This is a genomic window from Kribbella sp. NPDC003505, from assembly GCF_040610875.1.
Taxonomy (GTDB): Bacteria; Actinomycetota; Actinomycetes; order Propionibacteriales; family Kribbellaceae; genus Kribbella.
On sequence record NZ_JBEXNA010000013.1, the window covers coordinates 277,444 to 292,678 of the forward strand.

Below are 15,235 nucleotides of genomic sequence, written 5' to 3' on the forward strand. Positions count from 1 at the left end.
GGGTGGGACGGACACCGAAGGACTCGATCACGATCGCCGACGTCGCGCGGGCGGCGGAGGTGTCGCGGGCGACCGTGTCCCGGGTGATGAACGGTCGGCTCAGTGTCGCACCTGAGATCGTCGCCCGGGTGCGCGCCGCGGCGGAGCGGCTCAACTACCGCCCGAGCGACCTGGCGCGCAGCCTGTCGCTGGGCCGGACGAACATGGTCGCGCTGGTCGTGCCGGACCTCGGCAACCCGCTGTTCCAGCAGATCCTGCGCGGGATCACGAACGCGTCCGCGGCGGCCGGCTACAAGGTGCTGGTCGCCGAGACCGCCGAGAACCCGGACGCCGAGGCGGCGATCGCGATCGAGGCCCGGCGGCGCTGCGACGCGCTGATCATGGTCTCCCCGCGGATGGACGAGAACCAGTTGCTCGAGCTGCTGCCGCAGGTGCAGCCGGTGATCCTGGTCAACCGTCAGGGCCCCGCGGAGGTGTCGTCGGTGGTGGTCGACTACGGCCGCGCCGTCCGGATCGTCGTCGATCACCTGGTCGGCCTCGGGCACCGGCGGCTGGCGTTCCTGTCCGGCCCGGCCGCGAGTGCGTCCAACAGGTTGCGGTTGCGCGCGCTCGACGTCGCCGAGCGGGAGATCCCAGGTCTGGAGCTGGTCCGGTTCGAGTGCGGCTGGTCGATCGAGGACGGCTACGCCGCGGTGGAGCGGGTGCTCGAGTCGCGCGCCACCGCGGTGGTCGCGTTCAACGATCTCGTCGCGTTCGGGTTGCTGGCGCGGCTCAACGAGGTCGGGGTCGCCGTACCCGAGGACCTGTCGGTGACCGGGATGGACGACATCGGCCTGGCGCGGTTCGCCGTACCGTCGCTGACGACCGTCCGGGTGCCGCAGAAGGACCTCGGCGAACTCGCGTGGCAGCGGCTGCACGCGGCGATCACGTCCGGTGTGGGCGAGGCGGACGCCGTACCTGAGCTGCGGCTGGCGGTACGGGCGAGCACCGGTCCGGTGCCGCCGGAGCCGCGGTGGAGCGGGGACGGCGCCGCGGACCGGGTCGGGTGGCAGCGGCAGGGCGACATCTATGCACTCGGGAGTTCGGCGGGGCTGCTCGCGCGGTACGAGTTCGGCCGCCGGATGCCGCAGGTGCACGCGCCACGGCCGTACCTGCATCCGGTCCGGACGCTCGGCGGGCATCCGCTGACCGAGGTCAACCCGGTGGACCACCGGCACCACTACGGACTTTCGCTGTCGGTCGCCCAGGTCAACGGCACCTCGCACTGGGGCGGCCGGACCTACGTCCGCGGTCAAGGCCCGACCCTGCTCACGAACCACGGTCAGCAACGCAGCCGCGGCGTGACCGTCGACGATCGTGAACTGGTCGACGACATCACCTGGTACGACGAGCAGGGGCGGCCGCAACTGGTCGAACGCCGGCGCCTCAGCGGGGCTCTCGCCTTCGGCGGCTGGCGCCTCGACTGGCACAGCGTGCTGACCGCGCGCTACGGCTCGGTCCGCATCGACAGCCCGGCGACCTGTGGGCGCTCGGGTGCCGGCTACGGCGGGATCTTCTGGCGGTTGCCCTCCGCGCCGACGACTGTCCTTTGTGCCGACGGTAACGGGCGCGACACCGCCTTCGGATCTCGCAGTCCGTGGCTCGCCTTCGTCCAGGGCAATGTCACTCTGCTGTTGGTGCAGCCGGATCAGGTGTGGCCGTGGTTCCTGCGCACCGCCGAGTACGTCGGGGCGTGCCCGGCGCTCGCGTGGGAGCAGCCGTTGACGTTGCAGCCCAACCAGGAGTTGACGTTGTCGCTGACCGCGCTCCTGCTGGATCGGGCCGTCGACGCGGCGGAGGCTAGAACGTTGGCAGGCCAGTTGTAGGCGACGACGCCAGCGCCGACTGCCAGCGCTTCGGCACGCGGCCCGCCAGCCGCGCGTTCCGGCCCGCGGAGACGGCGTCGCGCATCGCGGCGGCCATCAGGGCGGGCTTCTCCGCGCGGGTCACCGGGGTCGCGAGCATCACCGCGGCACAGCCGAGCTCCATCGCCAGCGCGGCGTCGCTCGCCGTACCGATGCCGGCGTCGACGATCACCGGGACATTCGCCGCCTCGGCGATCAGCGCGATGTTGTGCGGGTTGCGGATGCCCAGCGCCGAACCGATGGGGGCGGCCAACGGCATCACGGCCGCGCACCCCGCCTGCTCGAGGCGGCGGGCGAGGATCGGGTCGTCGTTGGTGTACGGCAGCACGGTGAAACCGTCGGCCACCAGCGCGTCCACGGCGTCGAGCAGTTCCACCGGATCGGGCAGCAGCAGGTGGTCGTCGGCGACGACCTCGACCTTGATCAGGTCGGTCTCCAGCGCCTCCCGGGCGAGCTTCGCGGTCAGCACGGCCTCGGCCGCGGTGTGACAGCCGGCCGTGTTCGGCAGGACGTCGATACCGTGCTTCTTCAGCACGTCGAGCACCGATCCCTCGTGACCGGTGCCGAGGCGACGCATCGCGACCGTCGTCAGTTGGGTGCCGGAGGCAATCAATGCCTCCTCCATGACTTCGAGGTTGGCCGAGCCGCCGGTCCCCATGATCAGCCGGGACGTGTACGTGCGGCCGCCGAGCTCCAGCGGGTCGTCCATGTCAGCCTCCCTGCGTCGCGCTGACGATCTCGACCCGGTCGCCGGGCTCGAGCGTGGTCCGGGCCCACTCGGCCTTGGTCAGCACGTTCTGGTTGACCGCGACGGCGATCCCTGTCGTGCGATCGGAGTACTCCGCGATCAACTCGGCGACAGACCGGCCGGCCGACCCGTCGACCGCCGTACCGTTCACCCAGACCGATTCCACAGCTTCCTCCCTACGCCGGAATTACCCGATTCAGGTTCAGCGGTCGGTGACGGTCCAGTCACCCTCTCAGCCCACTCCCTGCGAGCTCCCGCGGACGGTTCGACTATAGCTGACGGGTCAGTCGACGGTGGCGCCGGTGAGCAGGGCGGCGAGCTCGGTCGGACGGTACAGAACCTGTTTGCCGGTGCGCTCCGGCTCGACGAGACCGGTCCGGCGGAGGAGCTGGAGGTGCTGGCTCACGGCGGACGGGGTCACCTTCAGCTCGCCGGCCAGGTCGGTCGTCGTCCGGGGATGGGTGAGGAGCTCGAGGATGTGCGCCCTCGGCGTACCGATCAACTGGGCGAGGTCGTGGCGCGACGGCGGCTCGACGACGGACCAGAGATTTGCCTGACCGCGTGGCGGGTAGCCGAGCAGCGGTTCGGCGCCGGGATCGAACGGGATGACCGCGTGCGGGCCGAAGAGGGTCGGCTGCAGCACGAGCCCGCGGCCGGCGACGTCTTCGGTACGGCTCTGCTCAGCGACACGGTCCACCTTGAGCAGCCCGTCGGCGTACGTGATGGCCGGGCCCAGCCCGTTGAGCATCGCGCCGGTGCCTTGCTGCGTGAGGACGTGGCCGCGGTAGCTGATGTCCGCCGAGAGGAGTGTGCGCATGCGGCTCCAGTACGGCGCCATGACGGCATCCCAGTACTGCCGTAGCGCCTCGACGACCTTGTCGATCGTGCATTCCGCGGGCAGTTCGCCGTTCACAGCGATCATCTGCCGCTCGAATGTCGCCTGATCGACGGCGGCGATCCGGCTCAGCTCGTCGTCGAGTTGCGTGAGGGGCGAGGACGGGCGCGGGGTCAAGAAGTCCGGGCTGCCCATCGTGTCGTTGACGAGCCACCGCAGGACGTCCCAGTCGAGCTCCGCGACGTACGGCTGCACCGCCCGGACCCACGCCAGCTGCAGCGGGAAGCGGCCGGGATCCCGGAGCGCGCGCAGCGACAGCACCGTCTCCGCGACCGGCGACACCGCGAACCGCACGTCCGCGAGATCCTGCGACGTCAGCTGATAGGTGAGCACCGCGATCCCTTCGTCGATGTAGGCAGATCCTAAATCGACAGGCTGTCGGTGGCGCGTGGCATGGTCGAACGCATGGGATTTCGCACAATGGACGACGAGGAGATGGCAGAGTTCCTGAGCCGGCCGCTGGTGGCCGTGCTCGCGATCGACGAACCGGGCTGGTCGCCGCATGTGACACCGGTGTGGTTCTTGTTCGGCTCCGACCGGTTTCAGGTGATGACGCCGCGCAAGTCGAAGAAGACCCGTCTGCACCGGACCGGCACGGGTGAGCTTTCGCTGTCGGTCCAGACGGTCGAGGGCGCCACGGCGAAGTATGTGAACATGCAGGGCGTTGCCCGGCTGCTGCCCCTGGACCCGGACGTGCTGCACGCGGCGGTGGAGAAGTACCTGCCGGAGGAGGCGCGCGCCGCGTACGTTGCCGATCCGCCCGAGGACGCGATGTTCGACATCACCCCGCGGCGCATCACCACGGGCGTCATCGGCTGACAGTCCGCCGTCCTGTCTCGTCGTACCGGGTATGACTGACTATGTGCTCGACGCGGATCGGACCCGGATCGGCTTCGTGGCCGCGCATCGCGTCGGCGGGAAGGTGCACGGACACTTCGCGACGTTCGAGGGCGCCGTGAAGGTGGAGGCGGCGGATCCGTCCGCGTCGTCCGGGTGGCTGACCGTCCAGATGGCGAGCGTCGACACCGGCAACCGCCGACGCGACGACCAGTTGCGTCAGGACTTCTTCGGCGCGCCGACGTACCCCGCGATGACGTTCGTCGCCACCGCCGTCACGCCGAGCGCGCCGGGTCACTTCGAGGTCACCGGCGACCTGACGATCCGCGGGACGACATCCCCGCTCACCGTGCCGCTCGAGGTGACCGACACCGGCGACGAACTTCGCTTCACGGCGACCCGCACCATCAACCGGCACACCTGGAACGCCAACTGGAACTCGTTCACGACGGCCCTGATCCGCCCCGACGTCGTACTGGACCTCGACGTCACCGCGCGCCGCGCCTGACGGGCTACTCGCAGGCGATCCCGTCGTGGTCGGCATCCAGACGATAGATATCGGCCCCGACGACCTCGACCGGGCCGGCGACGTACGCGGGCCCGTTGCCGGTACCGCCCGAACAGTCCACGTCACTGGCGATCGGGACACAGCCGGTGTAGTTCGGGTCGCACTGCTCCTCGTCGGCCTTCGTCCCCACAGCCGTCACCTGCGACCGAGGCTCCTTCGTCACCTCCTGCCGCACCAACTTCTTCGCCGTCTGCACGCCGTTCACATACGTCACCCGATAAACCAGCCGCCGCGTCCCGTTCACCCCCGCCGTACGAATCGCCGTCTCACCCTTCGCCAACGACCCGTCCGCCACCGTCTTCTTCTTGAACGGGATCACGCGCAACTCCACGACCACCTTGCTCGTGACCACCGGCCGAGCCGTCACCGTCAACGCGGGCTTTGAGCCCGTCGCGTACGGCGGCAACGTGGGCAGCGGCGAAGTCGCACGCATCGGCGACGCACTACCCTGCAGAACCCGCACCGGCTCACCACCCGCCTCTGCCCCACACCCACCAACAACCAGCACAAGGACAGCGGCCCCCAACACAGCACGCACAGCATTCCCCCAACCCACCGTCGGTTCCCCCCGCGGCGAATTCCGATCTATACCACCGTGCCTGACGCCCCCACAACCCCCCACCCCCACCAAGCATTCCCCCACCAAACCTGACACACTGTTCCCCACACCACCTGAGGGCCTCTAGCTCAATTGGCAGAGCAGCGGACTTTTAATCCGCGGGTTGTGGGTTCGAGTCCCACGGGGCCTACCAGTCTCCGCAGGTCAGGCGCAGATCGGCGCCTCGCCCTGGAAAGTTGGGTCTGCGCAAACTCTGCCAATACTCAAAGTGGCCGATGCCTGCCCGTCTGAGAGGGCCCGGCGGCTCCGCGCAGCTACCTGGATGCGCGTTGCTGAGCGACGTATCGCATCGCTTCGCACTGCTCTCGTTTCGCCCGATCTCCGGCCTGCCCAGCCGTTGAGCTTCCACACGCAGCTGGACTGTGGAGGGCCGACATGAGCAGACCGCACCTTCCGATCGGAACGTGGGGGCACGTCCGATCCCGTGCAGAGAGGAAGGACGCCGAGGGCAAGGTGGTCTCCTGGCGCGCATCCGCGTACTTCCGTGACCACGACGGACGTACCCGTGAGGTCACCGCGTCCGCCAAGACCAAGGGCGCAGCCGAGCACCGCCTATTAACGAAGCTGCGAGACCGGGCAAAGGTCTCGCAGTACGGCGAGCTCAGCCCGACGGACAAGATCAACGACCTCATCGACCTCTGGATCGAGAAGCTCGAGGAACGCATAGAAGACGGCCGGCGATCACCGACCACCCTCACGACGTACCGCACAGCCATCAAGAACTACGTGCGTCCTGCCCTCGGCGAACTCCTGATCGGTGAGGCAACCACGCCCCGCATCGACAGAGTGATCGGAACCATCAAGCGCAACGCCGGCCGCCCCACCGCGAAGACTTGCCGCGCGGTCATCTCCGGGATGATGCAACTCGCCGTCCGGTATGGCGCTCTGACTGTCAACCCGGTCCGCGAGGTCGAAGCAGTCGAGGCCCGTCCAAAGGACCCGCCCCGAGCGCTGACCACCGAAGAGATCGCCCTCCTGCGCCAACAGCTGACCACCGATGAAGCCGCCCGGCACGCCGACCTACCGGACCTCGTCGTCTTCATGCTCGGAACAGGAGTCCGAATCGGCGAGTCTCTCGCGGTTCTGTGGTCGCAGGTCGACCTAGAAGCCGGCGCGGTGCAAATAACTCACACCGTTGTTCGCGTCCCAGGCCAAGGCCTGATCCGCAAGGCCCCAAAGTCCAGGGCAGGCGTACGTGCCCTGCCCCTGCCCGACGGGGCCGTCAGCATGCTCCGCCGCCGCCACGCCGCCGGCGTGAGCCTCGACGGCCCCATCTTCGCCGACTCCCTCGGAGGCTTCCGCGACCCGTCCAACGTCCGCCGAGCTCTCCGCCGCGCACTGTCCCCCGTAGCCAGCACCGCCCGCCGCGACCTAGGCGAGACCCTCCGATCCGCCCGCCTCCAGGCTGGCCTCACCCGCAAACAGGTCGCCACGAAACTCGGCTGGCCAAAGACCAGACTCGAGCTGATCGAGACCGGCCGCATCAAGCTCGACCGCGAACTCGTAGCCACCCTCCTCAAGATCTACCGCATAAACCTCGATGCATCGCCCAGCCTGAGCGCCCAGGTAGACCAAGCATCCCAACCCTCACCCTCAGACGCCCTGACCTGGATCCGCTCCCACACCTTCCGCAAAACCACCGCCACCGCCCTAGACCGCCGAGGCCAATCCGCCCGCCAAATAGCCGACCACCTAGGCCAAGCCCAAGTCTCCATAACCCAAGACGTCTACATGGGCCGCCGAATCCACAACCCCTCAGCAGCCCACGCCCTAGACCAAGAATTCGCCGACCTCGACCTCTGGTGAGAACCGCCTCGCGTAGCGGAGTGGGACTTGGTGCTGACGGCGCGCCTGTCGACGATCGTGGCTCGACCCAGCGGGTTCCACGCCATCCGCAGCGCTGCGACTACCCTGACGACTCATGGTGACCATGTGGGGTATCCATAACAATCGCCCGGAGATCAACCCGGTGGCGGATCGTGCAGTGCGGATCGGATGGGATGAGGTCGGCGACCTGGCTGAGATCGGCGCGTCGCGCGACGCGTTCAAGGCGGCACTGGCTGCGCGCATGCCCGAGCTGGGCGAGGCGGCGACGCCCGCCGGTGCCGGAACTCTCTACCGGTTCGTGCATGTGATGGCTGACGGGGACATCGTGGTGTGCCCGAACCGGTCCACCAAGACTCTGGATATCGGTCGAGTCGGCGGACCCTACGAGTTCCACCCCGAGAGTCATGCGCACCGCCATTGGCGGCCGGTCACCTGGTTGCGCACCGGCGTACCCCGTACAGAACTGTCAGAGGCAGCGCTGAACGAGCTCGGCTCAGCGACAACTTTGTTCACGATCAAGACGGCGGAAGACGAGATCGCGCACCTGCTGGCCTCCCCCCAGCCGAGTGCCGAGGTCAGCTACGCGTGGGCTGACTTCTATCCGCGACTCGCCGACGTGTTCCTGACCTATCAGCATGATCGCGGAGCGCTGCTCGCAAAGATGTGGGACGTTGCCGCGGCTTCCGGGCGACCCCAGTTGTTCAAGTATCTGCAGTCCGATCACCACTCCGACGGCACCAGCGGACCCATCCGCGACGTCGATCCATTCACTGTGCTCGGAACCTTCAACCGTGGTATTCGCCACGAGGCACGGGCCGTCATCGCGCGCACCTTCGGCGAGGAATTCGGACTCGAGCCGCCGTACCCGGACACGTTTCCTGGGGTGCCGGTCGTCAACAACCTCAACTCCTGGTTCATCTCCTGGGAGAACGAGCGGGGTCCCCATGATGTGGACTCGCTGTGGGAACTGTGTCGTGCGGCCGTTGCCTACGCCACCGAAGCGACCGAGGAAACACGCGAACAGCTGGTTGCGAGCTTCGACGCCTGCGCCACCGGGGGCACGCGCAAGCTGACCATGGGCATCTACTGGATCCGGCCACATGCGTTTGCGGCCTACGATTCGACGAGTGTCACGTTCCTCGAGAAGCAGTTCCCGGAGGTCGCGAGCGGACTTTTCCTCTACTCCCATATCGACGGCGAGCAGTTCCTGTCCAACACCGAACGACTGGCAGCTTGGCTCGCCGACCCACAGACGCCGTATAACACCTTCCCCGAGCTCTCACGCGCCGCGTGGGACGATCTGATCGCGGGCGGGCATGAGCTGCCCGCTGGCTCCCCTGCAGGCGAAGCAATCCCACTTCCTCCGGACGACGCGCCGCAGCTCCCGGGAGACACCTACTACATCGAGTCCATTCGCGACGACGGCTGCTTCATTCCCACCGTCGAGCTTGATCTGATGCTCGAACGACTGCGCTCGCGCAAGAACATCGTCCTCCAAGGCCCGCCCGGCACCGGAAAGACCTGGCTCGCGCGGCGGCTCGGATGGGCGCTCAGCGGCGAGCACAGAAGCAGCCGCGTCCAGGTCGTACAGTTCCACCCCTCGCTGACCTACGAAGACTTCGTCCGCGGCTGGCGTCCCGGGACCGCAGGACTCGAGCTGGCCGACGGCCCGTTCCTCGACATGTGCAACCAGGCCGAGGCCGATCCGGACAACCCGTACGTCCTGGTTATCGAGGAGGTGAACCGTGGCAATCCAGCCCAGGTACTGGGTGAGCTGCTGACGCTGATTGAAGCCGACAAGCGTTCGCCGGACCACGCGATCAGACTCGCCTATCCACGCGACAAGGCGGAGCGGTTCTCCGTGCCCCCCAACCTTCATCTCATCGGAACGATGAACGTCGCCGACCGATCGCTCGCCATCGTCGACATGGCGCTCCGCAGACGCTTCGCCTTCATCGAACTGAAGCCGGCATTTGGCGAGGCCTGGGCGCTGTATCTGAGCGACCTCGGCTACGACGCCGAACTACTCGAAACCCTTGGCAATCGGGTCAACAGCCTGAACGACACGATCACAAAGGACAGCGCCCTCGGCCGTCAGTACTGCGTCGGCCACAGCTACTTCACGCCCGTGGTGCGGCTCGAGCAAACCGAACTCGACACCGCGGGATGGTGGCGCCGCGTTGTCGAGACAGATGTTCGGCCGCTCCTCGAGGAGTACTGGTTCGACCGTCCTGAGGTCGCTGAGGTGGAGTGCCGCAAGCTGGTCGGTGATTAGTGTGCGGATCCCGATCCGGAACCTCTGGCTGCTGCAGCTATACGCGTCGCAGCTCTACCGAAGCGCGGGCGCAAGCCTCGTCGCAGCCGAGGAGAACCCAGAGGATCTGCCGGACCTCGTCGCGCGGATCCTCGCCGAACAGGTGACCACGCGCCTCCACACCGGACTATCGGTGGGCTTCCAGCACATCACTCGATCTACGCACCGCGTTCGAGGCCGCATCAATCTGCTGACGACCGAGCGCCACCAGCTCCTCAGACGCGGTCAGGTGAACTGCACCTTCGACGAGATTGTCACCGACACTCCGGCGAACCGCCTCGCCAAGGCTGCGCTCGAGAGAGCCGCAGTGCTCATTCCCCACGACTCCCGGTACCGCTCGCTGGCTCTCCAGCTCGAGGCTGCCGGCGTGCGCGGACCCTGCCCGCCCATTAGCTCGGCGGCCGCCATGCAACGTCAGCGACTGCTCGCTCGCGACCGGCTGATGATCGCCGCCGCGGAGCTGCTGCTCACCTTGGCGATTCCAGCCACGGAATCCGGTGACAGAATGCTGCCGCTGTCCCCGTCCGACGAGCAGTATCTGCGCAAGTTGTTTGAGCACGCGGTGTACGGCTTCTACCGGCATCGACTCACCTCGACCGGCTGGACTGTCGCGCACGGACAGCGATTGAACTGGAACATCACCGCTGCGTCTCCAGGAATGGCAGCAATCCTCCCTGGCATGCAGCTCGATGTTGTGCTGGCACACCCAAACCCATCAGGCGCCGGCCCCCGCCGAATCGTGATCGACACCAAGTTCACCTCGATCACCAAGCCGAACCAGTACGAGACAGAGAAGCTGTCCAGCGGCTACGTCTATCAGATCTACGCATACTTGATGTCTCAGGACTCCCAGGAGAGCGGACCAAAGTCTGAGGGGCTGATGCTCCATCCCAGCCTCGGGACACCGATCGACGAGGAAGTCGTCATCCAGGGCCACCGAATCCGCTTCGCCACCGTCAACCTGATGGCCGACGGTCGAATGCTGGCAAACGAATTACTCACGGCCATCACCCCACCTGTAGTCGAGGCGTAGTAACCACCTGATTCCCGGTCGATGACATTGCCAGTCCGACGGGCACGGCACCGTCGCCCGGAGCGGGCGCGCAGGCCAGCCGCCCTGGTCGAGCGATGGACTCGCAGAAGGCAACGCAGAACATCATCTCTCGGATCCGCAGCCCAGGCGCGGAGACGTGACTCTTCAGGCTGGGGTGGCCTCAGCCCCAGAAGATGTTGGTGGGGTCGCGGTCGATCTCGGTCAGTAGGTCGTCGATACTCCGTGACGGGGCGAGTTGGTCGTAGAGGTGGAAGCGTTGATGCTGGTCGGTCCAGTACAGCGTCCAGGACTTGTTGGTGGCGTTGTAGCGCAGGCGAGCGATCGCGGACGTGGTCCAGTCTGGCCCGAGGTTCTCGTGCCATGGCGGACGTCGTTCGACGATCGTCAGGTGGCGCTGAGCGAGTTCGCACTCGATGCGCAGTTGGTCTTGGGCGTTGTCTGGCACTCGTGCGGCGCACCACCGTTGCACTCGCGCGACGTCGGATTCGGGAAGCGCCATTCACATCACCAGCCGTCGGGTGGCCGACACCTTGATGGAGGCGCGCAGGTCGATGACCGTCATTCCTCAGACCCTACCGACCACGATCGGTACGGTCTGGCCGATCACCTGATTGATGATGTCAGTCTGGCTGTAGTGGCGGGACGGACTGTGTTGGCACCTCAGCGAATCCCGTACCGGCTGCCGATCGTTGAGCGGTCTCTGCTGAGAAGCCAGCGAGCATGTTCATGAGCCGGAGGTGCTGACGATGTTGCTCGACTGCGTTGGTTGGTGGGACGTCTCCGAGGATTGAGCGGCCCTGAATCTGGTGGCGCTCTCTGTAGGCGGCGATCTCCCGGATGAGTTCGGTGAGGTCCGGGTTTGGTGTCGTGCCGGCTGCGCGGCGCAAGTCGCGATACCAGTCGGGCTGGTTGGCGGATAGTTCGTCTGCGAGCCAGTTGGCGCGTTCGACGATCTGAGATTCGAGTTCGCGGAGTGGTGCGATCAGTGTGGGGTCGCTGACGTGGGTGGCTGGGGTGATGAGGCCGGCTATCTGTGTCGGGTTGCAGCCGGCCTTCTGAAGGGACCGGGCGGTCAGGCGGCGCACTCTGTGATGGACGACCGCGGCGACGTCGTTGGCGTTGGTGAGCGCTGATTGGTCGACGGCGCGGTGAAGTAGCTCGGTGACGCTGAGGCCGGCGTTTTCGGCGCGGCGGAGTTCGGCGATCAATGGGCCGTAGGCGCGGGATGCTTGGAGTGCTGCTTGGTCGGCTGGGTCCAGGCCGGAGGCGGCGATTGCGGGTTGGTAGCGGTTCTTGGCGTCGAGTTGGCAGAGGTGTTCGTGGATGGGGATGAGCCGGTCGAGGCGGGTGGCGTTGTCGAGTTCATGGCGCATGACTTCGTGGGCGGATTGTTCGACGCCGGGATCGTTGAGGACGGCTTCGAGGACATCTTGCATGGTCTGTTCGGGGGATTCGTGGAGGTCAGCGTTTGCCTGGTGGGTGGCGATATAAGCGTTGTTGGCGTGGCGGCCGCGGGTCATTCCGACGTACATGAGTGCTCGGGTGAGGTGGTCGGTGACGAGGAGGTGGGCGGTGTCGACGGTGGCGCCTTGGGCTCGGTGGGCGGTGGTGGCGTAGGCGAGCTCGACGGATTCTTGCACGTAGGCGGTGGGGAGGGTGACGGTGTCGCCGGTGCGGTTTTGGACGGTGAGGGAGCCGTCGGGCCAGCGGTGGATGATGGTCCAGTGGTCGCCGTTCTTGACGAACTGGCGATGGCCGGTGTTGCTGCCGTAGGGGAGGCGGCGGTTGTTGAGGCGGGTGACGATGTGGTCGCCGAGGCCGACATGGTTGCCGTTGCGAAGTTCGATGGCGTCGGGTTCGACTTCGCCGGTGCGGATGCGGTCGAGGCGGGCGCGGGCGTTGAGCCGGGCGACGGTGGCGTTGTCGGCGGCGATGAGCAGGCTGGCCTTGCCGTTGATGGTGTCGGTGAGCCAGGCCTTGTAGGCGGCATCTTCCATGTCCTCTGATGAGCCGGCGGCGAGTCGGTTGTGGTTGTCATAAGTGTCGATGGCGGTGAGGTCACCGGCGCGGAGGGCGAGGCTGGCGTCGCGTTCCCAGGGGTTGGTGAAGCGCCAGACGTCGGTGAGTTCGGCGGCTTGGGTGTCTTGGGCGATGAGGCGGAAGGCGCCGCCGGTGTCGGCGGCGGAGAGCTGGGCGTCGTCGCCGACGAGGAGAAGTTTGGCGCCGGCGGTGTTGGCGGCGCGGGCGAGGGTGGCGAGATCCATGGTGCTGGCCATGGAGGCTTCGTCGACGATGACGAGCTGGTTCTTGTGGAAGCTCCATCGATCGTGTTCGGCTCTGAGAGCGGCGAGCTGCGCCATGAGTCGCTGGTGGCGGAGACGGCGCCCTGAGCGGCGGGCGAGGCCGGCGGCGTGTTCGGTGTGCAGGATCATGTCGCGGCGTTGTTCGGCGCCGAGGCCGGCGGACTCGTAGATCCATTTGGCGATATTCTCGGTGAGGGCGCCGATGGCGTCGGCCAGGACGGTTGAGGCGGCCGAGGATGGTGCGAGGGCGATGGTCGACCCGTCGCCGTGGCTGGCTTCCCAGCTGGCCGCGAGTGCGGACAGCAGGCTGGTTTTGCCGGTGCCGGCTGGGCCGATGAGGGCCTCGAGTTTCTGGCCGCTGGTCGCGATCCTGCGGAGTGCGGCGGCCTTGTCGGCGCTGAGTCCGGCGGTGTGGATTGTGGCTGGGGCGATGGTGGGTCCGTTGGTGTCGTGGGCCATGTCGAGCAGGACGGCTTCGGCGCCGAGGATGACGGGTGAGGTGTAGATCTGGCCGTTGTGGATGGTGAACACGTTCTCGCCGCTGTCTCGGGTGACGGGGATGGTCACGAGGTCGGGTGCGGTGAGGCTGATCGAATGCTGTTCGGCGCGTTCGACGATCGCCTGTAGCGCGGCGAACCGGTCGGTGGTGGAGACGAAGCGGAGGAGCCGGGTTTGTCGTGCGGCCTCGGCGAGGAGGTTCCAGCGCGTCCAGGTCGCGCGTTTGGTTTGCAGCGTCAGGACAGTCGCCGCGCCGTACGCATCGAGCGTTTCACAGCTCAGGTCTGCCGCCGCCAAGGGACGTTCACCGGCCTTGTGGAGGGACCGTTGGATGGCGTCGACGGCCTCCGCTCCGATGGCTTGGTCGGCGCGTTTGCGCCACTGCGCCAACAGCACGGTGAGGGGTCGGGCGAGGTGCTTGGCTGGCCGGTTCATGAGGGTCGCGTGCTGCCGCAGGGCGTACATTTCGCGGCGGTCGGGTGGGTGCATCTGATCAAGGCGCTCGTTCAGAAGTGCCGTCAGGTTGGCTTCGATCTGTTCGGTTCTTGCCGAGAACTCGCGGAGCAGTTCGTCCGGAATCGCGTCGATCTCGAAGGCCGGATTGCGCCGGGAACCGCGTTCGCGAAGCTCCCATTTCACGCCCAAACGACGCGTGAGATGGTCGGCCAGGAGCACGTTGTGGATCTCCGACATCGCCACCGCAGCGCGGTATAGCACCCGCCCATCCAGCGTCCGCCACGCGCCGTCGGAGCCCTGGACGCGGTTCGCGACCACCACGTGAGTGTGCAGTTGCGGGTCGCCACTGCGGCTGTCCCAGTGGTCGAACGCCGCCGCGATCAACCCGTGGGTATCCAGTTGTGCGATGCCGCCATCGCCGCTCCGGGTGAACGCCGCGTGCTGCTCGATCAGCGACAACACATCGGCGGCAGCCTCGTGATGCGCAGCCACTATCTGCTCCTGGATACCCACGTCGGCAGTCGCCCACAGCGCCGATACCGACTTCACCGGCGAGAACGTCAGATCGAACCCGGCCACCGCCTGCCGCGACTTCTTCCGCATCTCTTCCCGGCGAACCTGCGCGATCGTGCGCTCCCATTCGGCGTCGGACAGGGCAGGATCGAGGTCGCGGATCCGGTCCCGGATCCGCTCCTCCGGTCCCTTGAAAACTCGGTACGGCTCGCCGAGCGTCCGACCGGTCATCGGATCTTCCGCGCGTCCGAACAGGGCCGCCATCTGTGCCTCGGTCACGTCGCTTCCTGGGACCAACTCACCATCGCCGAGGCCGCTTAGGCCCTGTCCCATCCAGCGGCCGGGCGGGTATCCCGACGCGGTGTAGTACGCGGTCAACGGCGTAGCCATCCGCCGATCGACGTCCCCAGCGGCGACATGCCGAAGGAGATACAGGTAGCCCTCTCCGGCGTTCAGCCGGTGGATGCTCAGCACGGTTGCCTGCCCGGAACGTGGCAGTAACGCAGATTCTCCAGGTCGCTCATGCAAGCTCAACGGCTGAGCGCTCACAAGCCTGATCGCGACGGCTCTCGCGGGGTCGACCCGAGCATGCAAGAGGTGTGCTCGAATCGAGGCTGTCGTTCATGGTGAGCGACGTTCGTCGACATGCGGCGGTGTTGCTGCGCTTGGCGTCCGCGCCTTCGCTCATTCATAAAGACC

The 15,235-nt window shown here is 66.9% G+C and carries 12 protein-coding genes, 1 tRNA gene and 1 riboswitch; of the genes, 7 read left to right on the forward strand and 6 right to left on the reverse strand.

The genetic code is table 11. The features are described from left to right. The first annotated feature begins 2 nt into the window (after positions 1-2). Positions 3-1,865, forward strand: coding sequence for a DUF6807 family protein (locus ABZX12_RS35855; RefSeq protein ID WP_355699892.1), 1,863 nt, complete (start codon positions 3-5; stop codon positions 1,863-1,865). Here ABZX12_RS35855 and ABZX12_RS35860 read toward each other — a convergent pair. The 3 genes from ABZX12_RS35860 to ABZX12_RS35870 all read right to left on the reverse strand — a co-directional run bounded on the left by ABZX12_RS35860 (position 1,840) and on the right by ABZX12_RS35870 (position 3,880). Next, positions 1,840-2,613 (reverse strand): thiazole synthase, encoded by a 774-nt coding sequence (locus ABZX12_RS35860; RefSeq protein WP_355699893.1) that lies wholly within the window; start codon positions 2,611-2,613, stop codon positions 1,840-1,842. The genes ABZX12_RS35855 and ABZX12_RS35860 overlap by 26 nt on opposite strands. 1 nt (position 2,614) lies before the next feature. Further along, positions 2,615-2,818 (reverse strand): sulfur carrier protein ThiS, encoded by a 204-nt coding sequence (gene thiS / locus ABZX12_RS35865; RefSeq protein WP_355699894.1) that lies wholly within the window; start codon positions 2,816-2,818, stop codon positions 2,615-2,617. Then, positions 2,809-2,920, reverse strand: a riboswitch (TPP riboswitch). (Overlaps the previous gene by 10 nt.) Positions 2,921-2,935: 15 nt before the next feature. Then, positions 2,936-3,880, reverse strand: coding sequence for a DUF5937 family protein (locus ABZX12_RS35870; RefSeq protein WP_355699895.1), 945 nt, complete (start codon positions 3,878-3,880; stop codon positions 2,936-2,938). Positions 3,881-3,967: 87 nt separating this feature from the next. Here ABZX12_RS35870 and ABZX12_RS35875 point away from each other — a divergent pair, with 87 nt between their 5' ends. Beyond that, on the forward strand, positions 3,968-4,366 hold the full coding sequence (locus ABZX12_RS35875) for a pyridoxamine 5'-phosphate oxidase family protein (protein WP_355699896.1): 399 nt from the start codon (positions 3,968-3,970) through the stop codon (positions 4,364-4,366). A gap of 31 nt (positions 4,367-4,397) precedes the next feature. Further along, positions 4,398-4,892, forward strand: coding sequence for a YceI family protein (locus tag ABZX12_RS35880; protein ID WP_355699897.1), 495 nt, complete (start codon positions 4,398-4,400; stop codon positions 4,890-4,892). Positions 4,893-4,896: 4 nt separating this feature from the next. Here the strand turns inward: ABZX12_RS35880 and ABZX12_RS35885 are convergent, their stop codons facing one another. After that, positions 4,897-5,385: a G5 domain-containing protein gene (locus ABZX12_RS35885; protein ID WP_355699898.1), complete on the reverse strand. Its 489-nt coding sequence runs from the start codon at positions 5,383-5,385 to the stop codon at positions 4,897-4,899. A 243-nt stretch (positions 5,386-5,628) separates the two neighbouring features. Between ABZX12_RS35885 and ABZX12_RS35890 the strand changes: the two genes are divergently transcribed. The 4 genes from ABZX12_RS35890 to ABZX12_RS35905 all read left to right on the forward strand — a co-directional run bounded on the left by ABZX12_RS35890 (position 5,629) and on the right by ABZX12_RS35905 (position 10,745). After that, positions 5,629-5,704, forward strand: a tRNA-Lys gene (locus ABZX12_RS35890). A gap of 242 nt (positions 5,705-5,946) precedes the next feature. Then, positions 5,947-7,377: a helix-turn-helix domain-containing protein gene (locus ABZX12_RS35895; protein WP_355699899.1), complete on the forward strand. Its 1,431-nt coding sequence runs from the start codon at positions 5,947-5,949 to the stop codon at positions 7,375-7,377. A gap of 115 nt (positions 7,378-7,492) precedes the next feature. Then, the gene (locus ABZX12_RS35900) at positions 7,493-9,673 is read left to right on the forward strand and encodes an AAA family ATPase (RefSeq protein ID WP_355699900.1); all 2,181 of its coding nucleotides are present in this window, start codon (positions 7,493-7,495) and stop codon (positions 9,671-9,673) included. A 1-nt stretch (position 9,674) separates the two neighbouring features. Next, entirely contained in the window at positions 9,675-10,745 is a 1,071-nt protein-coding gene (locus ABZX12_RS35905; protein WP_355699901.1) for a 5-methylcytosine-specific restriction endonuclease system specificity protein McrC, read from the forward strand. A 181-nt stretch (positions 10,746-10,926) separates the two neighbouring features. On the opposite strand, the gene ABZX12_RS35910 is transcribed toward ABZX12_RS35905, so the two are convergent. Together ABZX12_RS35910 and mobF are read right to left on the reverse strand one after the other, a co-directional pair. Further along, positions 10,927-11,211: a DUF3024 domain-containing protein gene (locus ABZX12_RS35910; protein WP_355699902.1), complete on the reverse strand. Its 285-nt coding sequence runs from the start codon at positions 11,209-11,211 to the stop codon at positions 10,927-10,929. 175 nt (positions 11,212-11,386) lie between these two features. Next, a complete protein-coding gene (gene mobF / locus ABZX12_RS35915; RefSeq protein WP_355699903.1) occupies positions 11,387-15,010 on the reverse strand; it encodes a MobF family relaxase in 3,624 nt (1,207 codons plus the stop codon). Positions 15,011-15,235: the final 225 nt, after the last annotated feature.

Bases quoted from the DNA above. Each gene is read 5' to 3' on its own strand.
- ABZX12_RS35860 (WP_355699893.1), bottom strand. From the start codon at position 2,613: ATGGACGACCCGCTGGAGCTCGGCGGCCGCACGTACACGTCCCGGCTG.
- ABZX12_RS35885 (WP_355699898.1), bottom strand. From the start codon at position 5,385: ATGCGTGCGACTTCGCCGCTGCCCACGTTGCCGCCGTACGCGACGGGC.
- ABZX12_RS35895 (WP_355699899.1), top strand. From the start codon at position 5,947: ATGAGCAGACCGCACCTTCCGATCGGAACGTGGGGGCACGTCCGATCC.
- ABZX12_RS35875 (WP_355699896.1), top strand. From the start codon at position 3,968: ATGGACGACGAGGAGATGGCAGAGTTCCTGAGCCGGCCGCTGGTGGCC.
- ABZX12_RS35900 (WP_355699900.1), top strand. From the start codon at position 7,493: ATGGTGACCATGTGGGGTATCCATAACAATCGCCCGGAGATCAACCCG.
- ABZX12_RS35880 (WP_355699897.1), top strand. From the start codon at position 4,398: ATGACTGACTATGTGCTCGACGCGGATCGGACCCGGATCGGCTTCGTG.